The following is a 17,007-nucleotide window of genomic DNA, read 5'->3' as shown; positions in this document are numbered from 1 at the left end:
AATTAAACCTTACCGGCGGCTTCCCGCTCAGCAACTTCTTTATCGAGTTCTGCGATTTTTTGTTCCATCAGCGTACGGCAATGCGCTGCCAGTTCACGAACCTGATCTTTACCAAAATGACTGATATCCACTGGCGGCAGCATCTCTACAATCGCCAGCCCATTATTCAGCCGGTTCAATTTGATCTTATTAGAGGTCGTTGAAACGCAAACAGGGATAACCGGGACACCTGCAGCAATTGCCGCATGGAACGCACCTGTTTTAAACGGCAGCAGACCACGGCCACGGCTACGCGTTCCTTCAGGGAACATCCAGATAGAGATACGACGCTTTTTAAAGTGGTTCACAACCGCCGCAATGGTGCTGTGCGCTTTGGCGCGGTTATTTCTGTCGATCAACAGATTACCGGTGAGCCAGTACAGCAGTCCGAAGAAAGGGATCCACAACAGGCTTTTTTTACCTACTGTGACCGTCGGCGGCTGAACGATATTCGCTGCGGTAACCATGTCATAGTTATTCTGGTGGTTACAAATATAGATAGCATTACCATAGTTCTTGGCGTCAGGCGGCATGCGGCACTCGACCTTCAGGCCATACAGGGGAGCCAGGCGACCAAACATATGGCCGAACGTCGCAACGTGTTTTGGATTTCTTGGGCTGAACAGACAGTATATGCAACCGAAAATACAGACCAAAATGCAGTAAATAACAGTAATAATTAAACGAAAAATATATAGCATAACAACCTCTAAAGGCCTAAGAGCCTGGCATTCTACGTCACCTGATTCCGGATACTGCATCAGGTTAGGGCATTGTTAAGAGCGGCTCTCTGGAAAAGCGTATTGTTAATCGCAACGCACGAATAAACAACGGTTTCACGGGAATTTTTAAAACAAGCTCTCCCTGTGCGAAAACAGGGAGAGCCAGACGCTGGCGTTATTCTTCGCTGTCGCCGTGACTGGCGCGTCGAGGCGAGTCAATCTCAACACGGTCGATGCGTTGCAGACCGCGCATGAGCGTACCGCGACGACCACGCTCGCCGGTTACCTTCTGTAGCTCTTCAGGACGCAGTTTAATTTTGCGTTTCCCGACGTGGATAGTCAGCGTGCTTTGCGGCGGCAGCACGTAGAGTTGTGCCAGACCATCTTCGCCTTTCGCCGCTTCCGCAGAAGGAATATTGATTATCTTGTTCCCTTTGCCTTTCGACAACTGCGGCAAATCGCTCACCGGGAACATCAACATGCGGCCCGCATGGGTAATAGCCAGCAGCATATCGGTTTCATCTTCAATCACCACCGGCGGCATAACATGCGCGTTTTCCGGCAGCGTAATCAATGCCTTGCCCGCACGGTTACGCGCGACGAGGTCATTGAAGGTGCAGACAAAACCGTAACCGGCATCAGATGCCATCAGCAGTTTCTGATCGTCGCCTTCCATCAGCATATGCTCAACCGTCGCGCCCGGTGGCAGCGTGAGTTTACCGGTCAACGGTTCCCCCTGCCCCCGTGCCGACGGCAGCGTAATTGGGTCGATAGCATAGCTACGCCCGGTTGAGTCAACGAATACGACCGGCTGGTTGCTCTTCCCTTTCACCGCCGATTTAAAGCTATCACCCGCTTTATAGCTTAAGCCAGGAGCATCGATATCGTGGCCTTTCGCACTTCGCACCCAGCCACTCTGGGACAGCACAATGGTCACCGGCTCAGACGGTAACATGTCGTGCTCGCTCATCGCCTTCGCTTCTTCACGCTCCCGCAATGGAGAACGGCGATCGTCACCATAGGCATCCGCATCCGCCTGCAGTTCTTTCTTCAGCAGGTTACTCATTTTGCGTTCAGAGGCCAGAATGCCCTGCAGTTGATCGCGCTCTTTAGCCAGTTCATCCTGCTCACCGCGGATTTTCATCTCTTCCAGTTTGGCAAGGTGACGTAATTTCAGCTCAAGAATGGCTTCCGCCTGAGTTTCTGAAATACCAAACCGCGACATCAGCTCGGGTTTAGGTTCATCTTCATGACGAATAATTTCAATGACTTCGTCAATGTTGAGGAACGCTATCAGCAAACCTTCAAGAATGTGCAGGCGTTTGAGTACTTTCTCCAGGCGATAGTTCAGGCGGCGGCGCACGGTATCGCGACGGAACGTCAGCCACTCGGTGAGGATCTCCAGTAGGTTTTTAACTGCCGGACGACCGTCGAGGCCAATCATGTTCAGGTTAATGCGATAGCTTTTTTCCAGATCGGTAGTGGCAAACAGATGGTTCATCACCTGTTCCATATCCACGCGATTCGACCGCGGGACAATCACCAGACGAGTCGGGTTTTCGTGATCCGATTCATCGCGCAGGTCGTCTACCATTGGCAGCTTTTTATTGCGCATTTGAGCCGCGATCTGCTCCAGTACTTTTGCCCCAGAAACCTGATGCGGCAGCGCGGAAATCACTACCGCGCCATCTTCTTTCGTCCATACCGCACGCATGCGAACAGAGCCGCGTCCGTTTTCGTAAATCTTACGAATCTCCGCACGCGAGGTAATGATCTCTGCTTCGGTCGGATAATCCGGCCCCTGTACGATATCCAGCAGCTGATCCAGCGTCGTTTTCGGCTGTTCAATCAGCGTAATTGCCGCTTTGGCCACTTCACGCAGGTTATGCGGTGGAATATCCGTCGCCATACCCACGGCAATCCCGGTCGTGCCGTTCAGCAGGATATTCGGCAGACGCGCAGGCAGCATTTTCGGCTCCTGCATGGTGCCGTCGAAGTTTGGCACCCAATCCGATGTTCCCTGACCGAGTTCACCCAGCAGGACTTCTGCATATTTCGACAGGCGGGATTCCGTGTAACGCATCGCGGCGAAGGATTTCGGATCGTCTGGCGCCCCCCAGTTCCCCTGCCCGTCAACCAGCGGATAACGGTAAGAGAACGGCTGGGCCATCAGCACCATCGCTTCATAGCAGGCACTGTCGCCGTGCGGATGGTATTTACCCAATACGTCACCGACGGTACGGGCGGATTTTTTAAACTTGGCGCTGGCGTTCAGCCCCAGTTCGGACATCGCGTAAACGATGCGACGCTGAACAGGTTTCAGACCATCACCAATAAACGGTAACGCCCTGTCCATGATGACGTACATGGAGTAGTTCAGATAGGCGTTTTCCGTGAATTCATGCAGCGCAAGGCGCTCTGCCATATCGCTCATTAATCGTGGTTCCTCAACTTATACCCGTCTATTGAAGGGCAATATTGCCGCAGATACTACCCTATCTGGCGTGTTGAGTCACAAAGTTCAGTGGATTTGGCGACGCAGAAATAACAATGCATCGCCAGGAATTGATTGTGAACAACGCTATACCAACGGCAAATAAATATCCGTGAGTAACTCGTGTTCGGCAACCTCATGCACGAAATTGAGATACTGGAAATAGACCGGGAAATCACGCAATGTTTCACCGCTACCCGGTAACCATTCCCGGAAAAGAAACCACACGCTGTCAGAAAGCGTATCCAACGCCCCCTCGTGGCGCACTACTGCACAGCGTCCGGCGGGAATCTCACTGTTCACGACGCCAAACGCATTTTCGGGGACCGCCTGGCTGACGCTACCGCAAATATCAAAACGAAACTCTGCCGGCGGCGTGCTCTGTGGGTCATGCCAGGCAATGCCAAATGTCTGGCTGCCAGCAACCGGTGACAAGCCCGTCGTGCGTCGCCATTCGATAAACTTTGCGGCGCTGGCGTTAACCAAATCCGGATGGCCCCGATGCGTTAACATCGCCACCTGAATACGAGGGACATCGACAATTTTTACGTCCATTACGTGCTGCTCCTGAAATACCTGCTTAGGAATACGCTGGTGCCAGTCCAGCCAGTCCGGGGTTTGCCGGAACTGGCGAGGGCTTTTACCAAACGCAGTTTTGAAAGCACGTGTGAACGACTCCGGATTCTGAAACCCGGCATCCAGCGCAATATCAATGACTTTATCCTGCGGGTTAAACGCCAGTCGCCATGAAGCACGGCGCAGACGAAGCCACTGGATATAGCGATAAAGCGGTTGACCACTCCAGGCAGTAAACTGCCGATGAAAATGAAATGGCGAACTGTGCGCCATTCGGCTTAACGCCTCAAGTGTAAGGGGCTCATCCAGATGACGCTCAATGTGTTCACAAACACACCGCAATCGTCTGGCATAAGCCGCGCTGAATCGGTCATTCATCACTGCCTCCTTGTGGCTTATTCTGTCCACCTGGCCGCATTGAATCCTGACCGATCTTGCGCACTCTTCGTAGGATTACGGATTTACTTTGCGGATTTGTTTCACGTCGATTTCAACGGAGTTCCAGTCTTTATCCACTTCACCCTGAATTTCAACCGTATCCTGCGGGCCGACGGTTACGCCGTTCCAGCGTTTATGGTCGATATCCACATTAACCGTGCCAGTGGCATCCTTAAACAGGTACAGATCGTCGGAAATACGTTCAACGATGTTCCCGCGTAGCGTGACCCAGGTGTCATCACGCAGTGATTTTGCACTTTCAACAGTGGTGCTGCTGCCGTTCGGGCCAGTAAACCCGCCATTTTGACTTTGCGTCGTCGTAGGTCCAGAGAAACCGCCCTGCTGTGCGGCAAAAACAGGTGCGGAACACAATGCCATCACAGCAACCATTGCAGCTAATTTTTTCATCTTCATGTCTCCCTTTCATGTTGGTTTACGACTATTTAATAAGTTAATCCTTAACAAGTTCTTAAGGCAAAAAAAGATACTTTTTTTGCTGTACAGAGACCGTTATCACAAGGTTTACTGTCGGCAAAGAGCGTTATCGCAGGGAAGAACATATGCGTATTTTACTGATCGAAGATGACACGTTGATTGGCGATGGCCTTAAAACAGGTCTGAGTAAAATGGGTTTCAGCATCGACTGGTTTACCGAAGGTCGTCAGGGAAAAGAAGCGCTGTACAGCGCCCCTTATGATGCGGTGATCCTTGACCTGACGCTGCCTGGTATCGACGGGCGCGATATCCTGCGCGAATGGCGGGCAAAAGGTAAGCAAGAGCCTGTGCTGATTCTGACGGCTCGGGATGCGCTGACAGAACGCGTTGAAGGCCTGCGCCTGGGCGCGGATGACTATCTGTGCAAACCCTTTGCACTCATCGAGGTTGCCGCCAGACTGGAAGCATTGGTACGCCGCGCCAGCGGCCAGGCCAGCAACACTCTGAGCCATGGTCAGGTCTCGCTTGATCCCGGCGCGCTGGTCGCGACAGTCGCAGGTGAACCTTTGTCACTCAAACCCAAAGAGTTCGCCCTACTGGAACTACTGATGCGTAATAAAGGCCGCGTGCTGCCCCGCAAACTGATCGAAGAAAAACTGTATACCTGGGATGAAAACGTCTCCAGCAACGCCGTTGAAGTGCACGTCCACCACTTACGCCGTAAGCTCGGCAGCGACTTTATCCGCACTGTACATGGTATTGGCTACACCTTGGGTGACGCATGAAACTCACACAACGCCTCAGCCTGCGCGTCAGGCTAACGCTTATATTCATGATTTTGGTTTTAGTGACCTGGCTGATTTCCAGCTTTGTCGCCTGGAAGCAAACGACCGATAACGTGAATGAGATGTTCGACACGCAACAGATGCTGTTCGCCAAACGCCTTATCACGCTGGATCTCGATGAACTAAAAGCCTCTGAACGCATAGCGCATACCCCGAAAAAATTCAAACATGGTCATATTGACGACGATGTTCTGACCTTTGCGGCCTACACGCCAGAAGGGAAAATGGTTCTTCACGATGGCGACAATGGCCAGTACATTCCCTATAGCTATCGCCGGGAAGGTTTTGACGATGGCTATCTGAATGGCGACAACGATAAATGGCGTTTTGTCTGGCTGACTTCCGCAGATAAAAAGTATCGAATCGTTGTCGGCCAGGAATGGGAATATCGTGAAGATATGGCTTTAGCGATTGTGACAGCACAATTGGTGCCGTGGTTGGTCGCTTTGCCGCTGATGCTGTTAATCCTGATTGTGTTGTTAAGTCTTGAACTTAAACCACTGAAAAAACTGGCGCAGGCGCTACGTTTACGCGACCCGGAATCAGAAGAACCGCTCAGTTTGAAAGGCATTCCTGGCGAGGTCCGCCCGTTGGTTGAATCACTCAATCAACTTTTCACTCGTATTCATACCACCATGGTGCGTGAACGGCGCTTTACTTCAGATGCTGCTCACGAGCTGCGTAGTCCGCTGACGGCGTTGAAAGTGCAAACCGAAGTGGCGCAACTGTCTGACGATGATCCTCAGGCAAGGCAAAAAGCCTTAATGCAGATGCAGGCCGGGATCGATCGCGCCACGCGTCTGGTCGATCAGTTACTGACGCTTTCGCGCCTTGACTCCCTCGACAACCTTCAGGATGTAGCGGAAATCTCGCTGGAGGAGTTGCTGCAATCTTCAGTGATGGATATCTACCATTCGGCCCGGCAGGCGCATATTGATGTGCGTTTGCAGATTAACGCCCACGATATCAAGCGTATGGGACAACCCTTGTTACTCAGCCTGATGGTGCGGAATCTGCTGGATAATGCGATTCGCTACAGCCCGCAGGGTAGCATTGTGGAAGTGACGCTCAACGCCCGCTATTTTAGCGTCAAAGATAACGGCCCGGGCGTGGCACCGGAAGTCCTGACACACATTGGTGAACGCTTTTATCGTCCGCCGGGACAAAGCGTTACCGGCAGTGGTTTGGGCCTGTCGATCGTTCGTCGTATCGCGACCTTACACGGGATGTCTGCCTCGTTTGGTAATGCCCCGGAAGGCGGGTTTGAGGCCAAAATCAGCTGGTAAAGACCGCATTATTGCTAATAATGCAAAAGACTTTGCACATTTTGCTAATTTCACCGCACCGCCCGTGGGGGTAAAATCGTCCTCAAACGTATTTCCTTGAGGACACAAAATGAGCAACATTCTGATTATCAATGGTGCGAAAAAATTCGCTCACTCTAACGGTCAGTTAAACGACACCCTGACCGAGGTCGCGGATGGCCTCCTGCGCGACCTCGGGCATGATGTTAAAATCGTGCGTGCAGATGGCGATTACGACATTAAAACGCAAGTGCAGAACTTCGTCTGGGCCGATGTGGTTATCTGGCAAATGCCGGGCTGGTGGATGGGTGCACCGTGGACGGTGAAAAAATACATCGATGATGTGTTTACCGAAGGTCACGGTACGCTGTACGCCAGCGATGGTCGTACACGTTCAGATGCCTCTAAAAAATACGGTTCCGGCGGGCTGATTCAGGGCAAAAAATACATGCTTTCCCTGACCTGGAACGCACCAATGGAAGCCTTCACTGAAAAAGACCAATTCTTCCATGGTGTTGGCGTTGATGGCGTGTATCTGCCGTTCCATAAAGCAAATCAGTTCCTGGGAATGGAAGCACTGCCGACGTTTATCACCAATGACGTGATTAAAATGCCAGATGTTCCGCGTTATATCGCAGAATATCGCAAGCATCTGACCGAGATTTTTGGTTAACTAGTCACCTGGAATTAGAAGGAGTTAACCATGCTTACCGTTATTGCAGAAATCCGTACACGTCCAGGTCAACATCACCGCCAGGCGGTACTGGATCAGTTTGCTAAAATCGTTCCGACCGTACTGAAGGAAGAAGGCTGCCACGGCTATGCGCCGATGGTGGATCATGCTGCGGGTGTGAGTTTTCAGACCACAGCACCAGATTCAATCGTGATGGTTGAACAGTGGGAAAGCATCGCGCATCTTGAAGCGCATTTGCAGACCCCGCATATGAAAGCCTACAGCGAAGCCGTGAAAGGCGACGTGCTGGACATGAATATTCGTATTCTGGAGTCGGGCATTTAAGATTGTCGATTTGCCGGGTGACGCTTTGCTATCCGGCATATAATCGCTTCGTCAGATGAGAGCCGGATAAGGCATTTTACGCCCCTTTCCGGCTTTTCTACATGCAATTACCCTTCGAGATCCGCCAGGTCACCTTTCTCCTGCAACCAGTTGCGACGATCCTCTGAACGTTTCTTGGCCAGCAGCATATCCATCACCGCATTCGTACGCTGATCGTCCTCATCATCAATGATGAGCTGCACCAGGCGACGCGTATTGGGGTCCAGCGTCGTTTCACGTAGCTGCATCGGGTTCATTTCACCCAGACCTTTAAAGCGTTGTACGTTCGGTTTCCCTTTCTTGCGCTTTAACTGCTCCAGCACGCCCGCTTTTTCTTCTTCTGTCAGCGCGTAATACACTTCTTTGCCGAGATCGATACGGTACAACGGCGGCAGCGCCACATAGACGTGACCGTGTTTCACCAGCGTTCGGAAGTGTTTCACAAACAGCGCACACAACAGCGTCGCGATGTGCAGACCATCGGAGTCCGCATCCGCCAGAATACAGATCTTGCCATAGCGCAGCTGGCTCAGATCATCGCTGTCTGGATCGATACCGATCGCTACCGAAATATCGTGAACTTCCTGCGAGGCCAGCACTTCATCAGAAGAGACTTCCCAGGTATTGAGGATCTTACCTTTCAGCGGCATGATCGCCTGGAATTCACGATCGCGCGCCTGCTTGGCCGATCCGCCCGCTGAGTCACCTTCGACGAGAAACAGTTCGGTGCGATTGAGATCCTGTGCGGTACAGTCCGCCAGTTTCCCCGGTAGCGCCGGACCGCTGGTCAGCTTTTTGCGTACCACTTTTTTCGCCGCACGCAAACGACGCTGCGCGCTGGAAATCGCCATTTCCGCCAGCAGTTCGGCTGACTGCACGTTCTGGTTCAGCCACAGGCTAAAGGCATCTTTCACCACGCCAGAAACGAATGCCGCACACTGACGTGAAGAAAGACGCTCTTTGGTCTGTCCGGCAAACTGTGGATCCTGCATTTTTACCGACAGCACATAGGCGCAACGATCCCAGATATCTTCTGCTGACAGCTTCACGCCGCGCGGCAGAATATTACGGTACTCGCAGAATTCGCGCATCGCATCCAGCAGTCCCTGGCGCAGACCGTTAACATGCGTACCGCCCTGCATAGTAGGGATCAGGTTGACATAACTTTCAGTCAGTAATTCACCGCCTTCAGGCAGCCACAGCAACGCCCAGTCTACAGTCTCAGTTTCACCACTGAAGTTACCGATAAACGGTTTTTCCGGCAGCGTTGGCAGGCCGTTTACGGCTTCGCTCAGGTAGTCATTCAGACCGTCCTGGTAGCACCAGCGCTGCTCGCTGTTGTTAACTTCATCTTTAAAGGTAATTTCTACGCCCGGGCACAGTACCGCTTTGGCTTTCAGTACGTGCGTTAAGCGAGAAACAGAGAAACGTGGGCTGTCAAAGAAGGTTTCATCCGGCCAGAAGTGCACGCTGGTACCGGTATTGCGTTTACCGCAAGTACCGACCACCTGCAGATCCTGCACTTTGTCACCGTTTTCAAACGCGATGTTGTAGACCTGACCATCGCGACGCACGTTCACTTCTACACGTTTTGAAAGCGCGTTGACCACGGAGATACCCACCCCGTGTAAACCGCCTGAAAACTGGTAGTTCTTATTGGAAAACTTACCGCCTGCATGCAGGCGACAGAGGATCAGCTCGACCGCAGGAACGCCTTCTTCTGGGTGAATATCCACCGGCATGCCGCGTCCGTCGTCAATGACTTCCAGCGATTGATCGGCATGTAAGATCACATCCACGCGTTTCGCGTGGCCAGCCAGTGCTTCATCCACACTGTTATCAATCACTTCCTGCCCAAGATGGTTAGGACGGGTCGTGTCAGTGTACATCCCAGGGCGACGGCGTACCGGCTCAAGCCCAGTGAGTACCTCAATGGCATCAGCGTTATAAGTTTGCGTCATGGTTTAAATTAGCAATTCGAATTGATCGTCAGAAACTGTGCAGTCCAAGGAAATCGACAATCGGGTTGAAATAATCTTCGAAGCCCGTGAATGCGTGGTTTCCGCCCTCAATAACTGTCTGACGGCAGGAGGCGTAATACGCCACCGCCTGGCGGTAGTCCAGCACTTCATCGCCCGTTTGTTGAAGCAGCCAGATCAAATCAGGCGCTTCCAGCGGGTCAATCTGCATGACTTTAAGATCGTAAATATGGCGTGACTCTAGCACATATTGCTGCCCCGTGTAGGGGTTCTCGTTTTGACCGAGATAGTCGACCAGCAGTTCGTAAGGCCGTACAGCAGGATTCACGACCACCGCTGGCAGCATAAAACATTGCGACAGCCAGGTGGCGTAATAGCCTCCTAAGGAAGAGCCGACAATCCCCAGCGACTCGCCGCCATGTTCAAGGATAATTGACTCCAGCATCTCTGCCGCCTGGGCTGGATATGGAGGTAACTGCGGTACAATCATCTCAACGTGCGGATGGTGCTCCGCCAGCCAGTTTTTTAGCAGACACGCCTTCGCCGAACGAGGAGAACTATTGAATCCATGAAGATAGAGAAGCGTAGACATCAGTAGCCTTCTGAAGCGGTATCAGGGTGGAACCGATTTCCCTGTAGACGACACACCTGGGTCTGCAACGTACCGTCGGCAAAGAGTTCCAGCGTCCGCCAGCCGGGGCTGATGGTATCCAATGTGAAGTTGGAACAGTGCGGTTTAAACTGCACGCAGGTCGACGGTGTCGCCAGCAGTCGGCGGCCGTTCCAGTCGAGATCCAGCTCCTGATGAATATGCCCGCAGAGCAGATACTTCACGCGCGGATAGTTCGCCAGCACGTTGTCGAGCTCCGCCGCATTACGCAGACTGTGTTGATCGAGCCAACTGCAGCCCGCAGGCAAAGGATGATGATGCAGAAGCAGCAACGTATTACGTTCAGGCGCATCGGCAAGTTTACGCTCCAGCCACTCAAGCTGAAATTCGCTTAACTCACCGTGAGGGACGCCGAAAACCTGGCTGTCCAGCAACAAGATTTGCCACTGTTCACCGATGAAGATGCGTTTGGCGGGGGAAATACCCGCATCCTGAAGCGCGCTGTACATCGCTGGCTGAAAATCGTGATTACCGGGTAACCAAACGCAGGGCGCACGAAAACTTGCGATGCCCTCAGCAAAATGCTGATAAGCCGCAGCGGATTGATCCTGCGCCAAATCCCCAGTCGCGACGATGAGATCGTACTCTGGCGACTCTGCATGTATTGCATCCAGTACGCACTGGTAGCTATCCCAGGTGTTCACACCCAGTAAGGTTTCATGCTTTTCGGCAAACAGGTGAGTGTCTGTAATTTGTAAGATCCTGACTCTGGCCTCACCAGCCAAAGGAAGGGTTAACAGGCTTTCCAAATGGTGTCCTTAGGTTTCACGACGCTAATAAACCGGAATCGCCATCGCTCCATGTGCTAAACAGTACCGTAACCAGTCGGCCAAAAACTGATTAATTTGATGCTTTTCGTCGCGTTGATGCAACTTTTTATTTGGATAATCATACCGCGCTTTGAAGCGAAAGATCTGCTGACTTGAACACACTTCAGCCACCCTCGCATCATGATACAGGCGCACAGTCAGCGACGGCAGGCTCCAGTAGGTAACCGCTGGTGCCGTTTGTTCAATCGCGACAAGCGTAGTGTATCGGGTCGATTCAACAATCGTTAATCGATATTGTGCGTTTGCAACCTGATAGCTCACTGTTTCACCGGCTGCATCATTGCGTGGCAACAGGCGGCGCAACTGCGAAAAATTGGTTTCGCACAGGCGCATCATTTCAGGGAAGTCAGGTGTGTAACGCTTCATTTTTTCCACTCAGTTTTTAACTCTTGATAGTGCAGCTGTAACCATTGCAAGGCGATGACAGAAGCCGCGTTGTCGATTATCCCCTCTTCTACCCATTGGTAAGCCTGCTCCCGACTCACCACATGAACACGAATATCTTCGTTTTCATCCGCCAGACCATGGATACCATTTGCGGTCGAAGCGTCCACTTCACCTACCAAAATCGACAGGCGCTCACTGGTGCCGCCCGGGCTTGCCAGATAGCTCAGCACGGGCTTAGTCCGCTTCACATCCAGTCCGGCTTCTTCCATTGCTTCACGGCGAGCCACATCTTCAACGGTTTCACCTTCTTCAATCATTCCGGCTACCATTTCCAACAGATACGGCGTTTCGCTGGTGTCATAGGCCGCGATACGGATCTGTTCAACCAGCACAACTTCATCCCGCTCAGGGTCAAAGGGTAGCAAGACTGCCGCGTGTCCGCGCTCAAAAATTTCACGCTTCACTTCACCGCTCATACCACCGTTAAACAGGCGATGACGGAAGCGATAAAGATCCAGTGAAAAAAAACCGCGGTATAGTGTTTCTCGTGCAATAATTTCTACATCATTTTTAGTGAATGTCATTGGCAAGTTGTCTGGTTTACGCATTGTGCTGTCCTGGTACCAATAGTGATTAAAGTGTGAATTTCAAGGTCGTTTGACTGCTGTTTGAGCGCCCTTGTGTTAAATTGATGCAAATTAACGCCGTATGGCACGTAACGCCAACTTTTTGAAGTGGCGGATTCTGCTAGAATCAGCAAATATTTTTACAATTTGATCAGCGCTAAATACTGCTTCACAACAAGGAATGCAAATGAAGAAATTGCTCCCCATCCTTATCGGCCTGAGCCTGTCGGGGTTCAGTACTCTGAGCCAGGCAGAAAACCTGATGCAGGTTTATCAGCAAGCACGCCTGAGCAACCCGGAATTACGTAAATCCGCCGCCGATCGCGATGCTGCATTCGAAAAAATTAACGAAGCGCGTAGTCCTTTACTGCCGCAACTGGGCTTAGGTGCCGATTACACCTACAGCAATGGCTTTCGTGATGCCAATGGCGTCAACTCCAACGCGACCAGTGCTTCGTTAAGCCTGACTCAGACTCTGTTCGATATGTCAAAATGGCGTGCCCTGACGCTGCAAGAAAAATCAGCGGGCATCCAGGACGTGACCTATCAGACCGATCAGCAAACGCTGATCCTGAATACCGCCACGGCCTATTTTAACGTATTGAACGCGATTGACGTGCTCTCTTATACCCAGGCACAAAAAGACGCCGTTTATCGTCAGTTAGATCAGACGACCCAGCGTTTTAACGTTGGCCTGGTTGCCATCACTGACGTACAGAACGCCCGTTCACAGTACGATACCGTGTTGGCGAACGAAGTTACCGCGCGTAACAACCTGGACAACGCCGTTGAGCAGCTGCGTCAGGTTACCGGCAATTACTACCCGGAACTGGCCTCGCTGAATGTTGATGGTTTTAAAACCAACAAACCGCAGGCGGTGAATTCGCTGCTGAAAGAAGCAGAAAACCGCAACCTGACGTTATTGCAGGCACGTTTAAGCCAGGATCTGGCGCGTGAGCAAATTCGTCTGGCGCAGGACGGTCATCTGCCGACACTGGGTTTAACCGCCTCGACTGGTGTTTCTGATACCTCTTACAGTGGTTCTAAAACTAACACCTCTCAGTATGACGACAGCAACCAGGGCCAGAACAAAATTGGTCTGAACTTCTCGCTGCCGCTGTACCAGGGCGGGATGGTTAACTCGCAGGTTAAACAAGCGCAGTACAACTTTGTTGGCGCCAGCGAGCAACTGGAAAGCGCGCACCGCAGCGTAGTACAGACCGTTCGTTCATCATTCAACAACATTAATGCGTCTATCAGTAGCATTAATGCGTACAAACAAGCCGTTGTCTCTGCGCAAAGCTCCCTGGATGCGATGGAAGCGGGTTATTCTGTCGGTACACGTACCATCGTGGACGTGTTGGATGCCACCACCACGCTGTACAACGCTAAGCAGCAGTTGGCAAATGCGCGTTATACTTATCTTATCAATCAGTTAAACATCAAGTCTGCGCTCGGTACGCTTAACGAGCAGGATCTGGTGGCGCTGAACAATACGCTGGGCAAACCTATTTCCACCGCGCCTGACGCCGTTGCGCCGGAAAACACCCAGCAAGACGCCGCAGCAGATGGTTATACCGCAAACAGTGCGGCACCGGCGGTCAAACCGGCAGCAGCACGGACAACCAGCAGCAGTAACGGCAACAACCCGTTCCGTAATTGATGTTGATGACGGGGCTTCGGCCCCGTCTGAACGTAAGACAACGTAAAGATCCGCCCCTTCTCCCGCATTCTCGCCTCTTCCCGCTTCAATTTCGACCAGCCATCCTCTATTCTGAGCAGTATTTACCACTGGGTCCTGGAAGACATAAATGAAACGGACAAAATCTATACATCACGCGTCGTTCCGCAAAAGCTGGAGCGCACGCCATCTGACTCCTGTCGCTCTGGCTGTGACCGCTGTTTTTATGCTGGCAGGCTGTGAAAAGAGTGACGAAACGGTTTCGCTTTATCAGAATGCGGACGACTGCTCTGCGGCGAATCCGGGTAAAAGCGCTGAATGTACTACCGCATTCAACAACGCACTGAAAGAAGCTGAACGCACGGCGCCAAAATACGCTACGCGCGAAGACTGTATTGCCGAGTTCGGTGAAGGTCAGTGCCAGCAGGCACCTGCCCAGGCAGGAATGGCGCCTACGGGCGAAGGCCAGGCTCAGGCGCAGAATCAAAGCAGTGGCAGCTTCTGGATGCCGCTGATGGCGGGTTACATGATGGGTCGGATGATGGGCGGCGGCATGGGCGCGCAACAACCGCTGTTCAGCTCGAAAAATCCGGCCAGCCCAGCATATGGCAAATACACCGATGCCGGCGGTAAAAACTACGGTGCCGCCACACCGGGCCGCACCATGACCGTGCCGAAAACCGCGATGGCACCAAAACCTGCCACCACGTCTACCGTTACGCGCGGCGGATTTGGTGAGTCGGTGGCAAAACAGAGCACCATGCAACGTAGCGCCAGCGGCACCACGACACGTTCGATGGGTGGCTGATCCCTATGGAAAGAGTCAGTATTGTTGAGCGCCCGGACTGGCGCGACAAAGCTACCGAATACGGTTTCAACTTTCACACCATGTACGGCGAGCCGTACTGGTGTGAAGATGCCTACTACAAGCTCACGCTGGCCCAGGTTGAAAAACTGGAAGAGGTCACCGCAGAGCTGCATCAGATGTGCCTCAAAGTGGTGGAAAGAGTCATCAACAGCGATGAGCTGATGACCAAGTTTCGCATTCCAAAACATACCTGGGGCTTTGTTCGCCAGTCCTGGCTGACACAGCAGCCGTCGCTCTATTCCCGTCTCGATCTGGCGTGGGATGGCACGGGTGAGCCCAAGCTGCTGGAAAACAACGCAGATACGCCAACCTCATTGTATGAAGCTGCTTTTTTCCAGTGGATCTGGCTGGAAGATCAGCTTAATGCGGGCAACCTACCGGAAGGCAGCGATCAGTTCAACAGCCTGCAGGAAAAACTGATCGAACGTTTCACTGAGCTGCGCGAGCAGTACGGTTTTCAGTTGCTGCACCTGACCTGCTGTCGCGATACGGTCGAAGATCGTGGAACGATCCAGTATTTGCAGGATTGCGCGGCTGAGGCTGAAATTGCCACTGAATTTCTCTATGTCGAAGATATCGGGCTCGGTGAAAAAGGTCAGTTCACGGACATGCAGGATCAGGTGATAGCTAACCTGTTCAAGCTATATCCGTGGGAGTTTATGCTGCGTGAAATGTTCTCCACCAAGCTGGAAGACGCTGGCGTTCGCTGGCTGGAACCGGCATGGAAGAGCATTATCTCCAACAAAGCACTGTTGCCGCTGCTGTGGGAAATGTTCCCGGATCATCCGAATCTGCTACCGGCATATTTCGCCGAAGACGACTATCCGCAGATGGATAAGTTTGTCGTGAAACCGATCTTCTCGCGTGAAGGGGCTAACGTTTCCATTATCGAAAACGGTAAAACCATCGAAGCCGTGGAAGGGCCATACGGTGAAGAAGGCATGATCGTGCAGCAGTTCCATCAGCTACCAAAGTTTGGCGACAGCTATATGCTGATCGGCAGCTGGCTGATTAACGATCAACCTGCCGGGATCGGCATTCGTGAAGACCGTGCGTTGATCACCCAGGATCTGTCACGTTTCTATCCGCATATTTTTGTCGAATAATTGAGAGTGCCGGGTGGCGGCTTCGCCTTTCCCGGCCTACGACACGAATTTAATGCCCGATAAGCGCAGCGCCATCGGGCATTCATCATCCGACCTGCACCGACAACATACTCAGGCTACCCATCTCAATGCCATCGACCGGGATCGTGACAGACTCTTTACCATCCCATGCGCCTAAAACATACAGCAGCGGCAGGAAGTGATCCGGCGTCGGGTTCGACAACGATCCGCCTTCATGCTCGAGATAATTCACCAGCGGATGCTGTTCAACCGGTCCCTGCCAGGTCAGGTTGGCTTTCACATACTCATTGAATGAAGTCGCCCACGGGTATGGTGTATTCTCACCGCGCCAGCGTGCTGTACGCAGGTTATGTACCACGTTGCCACTGGCCACCAGCATAATGCCTTCATCGCGCAACGCTGCCAGCTTACGGCCGATTTCAAAGTGCCAGGCCGCAGGTTTGGTGCTATCGACACTCAACTGCACCATCGGGATATCTGCGTTCGGGTACATTTTGATCAGCACACCCCATGAGCCGTGGTCAAATCCCCACGCCTCTTTATCTAACGTGACTGGCACTGGAGAAAGCAGATCCACCAGATGCTGGGCCAGTTCAGGAGATCCCGGGGCCGGATAATGCGTGTCATACAGTGCTTGCGGGAAACCACCAAAATCGTGGATCGTTTTTGGTGCTTCCATCGCGGTCACACCTGTCCCACGAGTGAACCAGTGTGCCGAGACCACAACAATCGCTTTCGGGCGCGGCAACGCTTCCCCCAGTTGCTGCCAGGCGCGGGTATAAACGTTATCTTCCAGAACATTCATTGGGCTACCGTGTCCCAAAAACAATGCTGGCATACGAGTTGAAGACATGATGATATCCTTACTGAGGGAGTCATTTTGATATCACCACAATACGCTTTTTCGGTTGATGAAGAACTCAGATAAC

17 protein-coding genes are annotated in these 17,007 nt (G+C 52.3%); 7 read left to right on the top strand and 10 right to left on the bottom strand.

The window, feature by feature from the left end:
* Positions 1 to 2: 2 nt before the first annotated feature.
* The 4 genes from plsC to HV261_RS06290 form a co-directional block, all read right to left on the bottom strand.
* Positions 3 to 740: a 1-acylglycerol-3-phosphate O-acyltransferase gene (gene plsC, locus HV261_RS06305; protein WP_202037743.1), complete on the bottom strand. Its 738-nt coding sequence runs from the start codon at positions 738 to 740 to the stop codon at positions 3 to 5.
* Positions 741 to 936: 196 nt separating this feature from the next.
* Positions 937 to 3,195 (bottom strand): DNA topoisomerase IV subunit A, encoded by a 2,259-nt coding sequence (gene parC / locus HV261_RS06300; protein WP_101742476.1) that lies wholly within the window; start codon positions 3,193 to 3,195, stop codon positions 937 to 939.
* 147 nt (positions 3,196 to 3,342) lie between these two features.
* A complete protein-coding gene (locus HV261_RS06295; RefSeq protein ID WP_137382564.1) occupies positions 3,343 to 4,209 on the bottom strand; it encodes an AraC family transcriptional regulator in 867 nt (288 codons plus the stop codon).
* Positions 4,210 to 4,284: 75 nt separating this feature from the next.
* A complete protein-coding gene (locus HV261_RS06290; protein ID WP_202037742.1) occupies positions 4,285 to 4,677 on the bottom strand; it encodes a YgiW/YdeI family stress tolerance OB fold protein in 393 nt (130 codons plus the stop codon).
* Positions 4,678 to 4,829: 152 nt separating this feature from the next.
* Here HV261_RS06290 and qseB point away from each other — a divergent pair, with 152 nt between their 5' ends.
* From qseB to HV261_RS06270, 4 genes are all read left to right on the top strand, one after another.
* Positions 4,830 to 5,489: a quorum sensing response regulator transcription factor QseB gene (gene qseB, locus HV261_RS06285; RefSeq protein WP_202037741.1), complete on the top strand. Its 660-nt coding sequence runs from the start codon at positions 4,830 to 4,832 to the stop codon at positions 5,487 to 5,489.
* On the top strand, positions 5,486 to 6,835 hold the full coding sequence (gene qseC, locus HV261_RS06280; RefSeq protein WP_202037740.1) for a quorum sensing histidine kinase QseC: 1,350 nt from the start codon (positions 5,486 to 5,488) through the stop codon (positions 6,833 to 6,835). The genes qseB and qseC overlap by 4 nt, the downstream gene beginning before the upstream one ends.
* A gap of 109 nt (positions 6,836 to 6,944) precedes the next feature.
* Positions 6,945 to 7,526, top strand: coding sequence for an NAD(P)H-dependent oxidoreductase (locus HV261_RS06275; RefSeq protein ID WP_202037739.1), 582 nt, complete (start codon positions 6,945 to 6,947; stop codon positions 7,524 to 7,526).
* A 30-nt stretch (positions 7,527 to 7,556) separates the two neighbouring features.
* Entirely contained in the window at positions 7,557 to 7,871 is a 315-nt protein-coding gene (locus HV261_RS06270) for a putative quinol monooxygenase (protein ID WP_003024557.1), read from the top strand.
* Positions 7,872 to 7,978: 107 nt separating this feature from the next.
* Here HV261_RS06270 and parE read toward each other — a convergent pair whose 3' ends face one another.
* The 5 genes from parE to nudF are packed head-to-tail and all read right to left on the bottom strand — an operon-like array spanning position 7,979 to position 12,384.
* A complete protein-coding gene (gene parE, locus HV261_RS06265) occupies positions 7,979 to 9,871 on the bottom strand; it encodes a DNA topoisomerase IV subunit B (RefSeq protein WP_040233967.1) in 1,893 nt (630 codons plus the stop codon).
* 28 nt (positions 9,872 to 9,899) lie between these two features.
* Positions 9,900 to 10,481: an esterase YqiA gene (gene yqiA, locus HV261_RS06260; protein ID WP_003024575.1), complete on the bottom strand. Its 582-nt coding sequence runs from the start codon at positions 10,479 to 10,481 to the stop codon at positions 9,900 to 9,902.
* A complete protein-coding gene (cpdA, locus tag HV261_RS06255) occupies positions 10,481 to 11,308 on the bottom strand; it encodes a 3',5'-cyclic-AMP phosphodiesterase (protein ID WP_202037738.1) in 828 nt (275 codons plus the stop codon). The genes yqiA and cpdA overlap by 1 nt, the downstream gene beginning before the upstream one ends.
* Before the next feature lie 24 nt (positions 11,309 to 11,332).
* Complete coding sequence (locus HV261_RS06250; protein ID WP_005123087.1) at positions 11,333 to 11,755, bottom strand: DUF1249 family protein; 423 nt, start codon at positions 11,753 to 11,755, stop codon at positions 11,333 to 11,335.
* A complete protein-coding gene (gene nudF, locus HV261_RS06245) occupies positions 11,752 to 12,384 on the bottom strand; it encodes an ADP-ribose diphosphatase (protein WP_040233966.1) in 633 nt (210 codons plus the stop codon). Before nudF ends, HV261_RS06250 begins: the two co-directional genes overlap by 4 nt.
* Before the next feature lie 199 nt (positions 12,385 to 12,583).
* Here nudF and tolC point away from each other — a divergent pair, with 199 nt between their 5' ends.
* The 3 genes from tolC to HV261_RS06230 all read left to right on the top strand — a co-directional run bounded on the left by tolC (position 12,584) and on the right by HV261_RS06230 (position 16,057).
* On the top strand, positions 12,584 to 14,065 hold the full coding sequence (tolC, locus tag HV261_RS06240; protein WP_137382557.1) for an outer membrane channel protein TolC: 1,482 nt from the start codon (positions 12,584 to 12,586) through the stop codon (positions 14,063 to 14,065).
* Between the two features lie 148 nt (positions 14,066 to 14,213).
* Entirely contained in the window at positions 14,214 to 14,891 is a 678-nt protein-coding gene (locus HV261_RS06235) for a DUF1190 family protein (RefSeq protein WP_016154521.1), read from the top strand.
* 5 nt (positions 14,892 to 14,896) lie between these two features.
* Complete coding sequence (locus HV261_RS06230; protein WP_202037737.1) at positions 14,897 to 16,057, top strand: glutathionylspermidine synthase family protein; 1,161 nt, start codon at positions 14,897 to 14,899, stop codon at positions 16,055 to 16,057.
* An 85-nt stretch (positions 16,058 to 16,142) separates the two neighbouring features.
* On the opposite strand, the gene ygiD is transcribed toward HV261_RS06230, so the two are convergent.
* The gene (gene ygiD / locus HV261_RS06225) at positions 16,143 to 16,931 is read right to left on the bottom strand and encodes a 4,5-DOPA-extradiol-dioxygenase (protein WP_202037736.1); all 789 of its coding nucleotides are present in this window, start codon (positions 16,929 to 16,931) and stop codon (positions 16,143 to 16,145) included.
* Between the last annotated feature and the right edge of the window lie 76 nt (positions 16,932 to 17,007).

The sequence above is a fragment of the Citrobacter sp. RHBSTW-00671 genome, assembly GCF_014103415.1.
Lineage (GTDB): Bacteria > Pseudomonadota > Gammaproteobacteria > Enterobacterales > Enterobacteriaceae > Citrobacter.
This window is presented reverse-complemented; position numbering and strand designations above follow the sequence as displayed.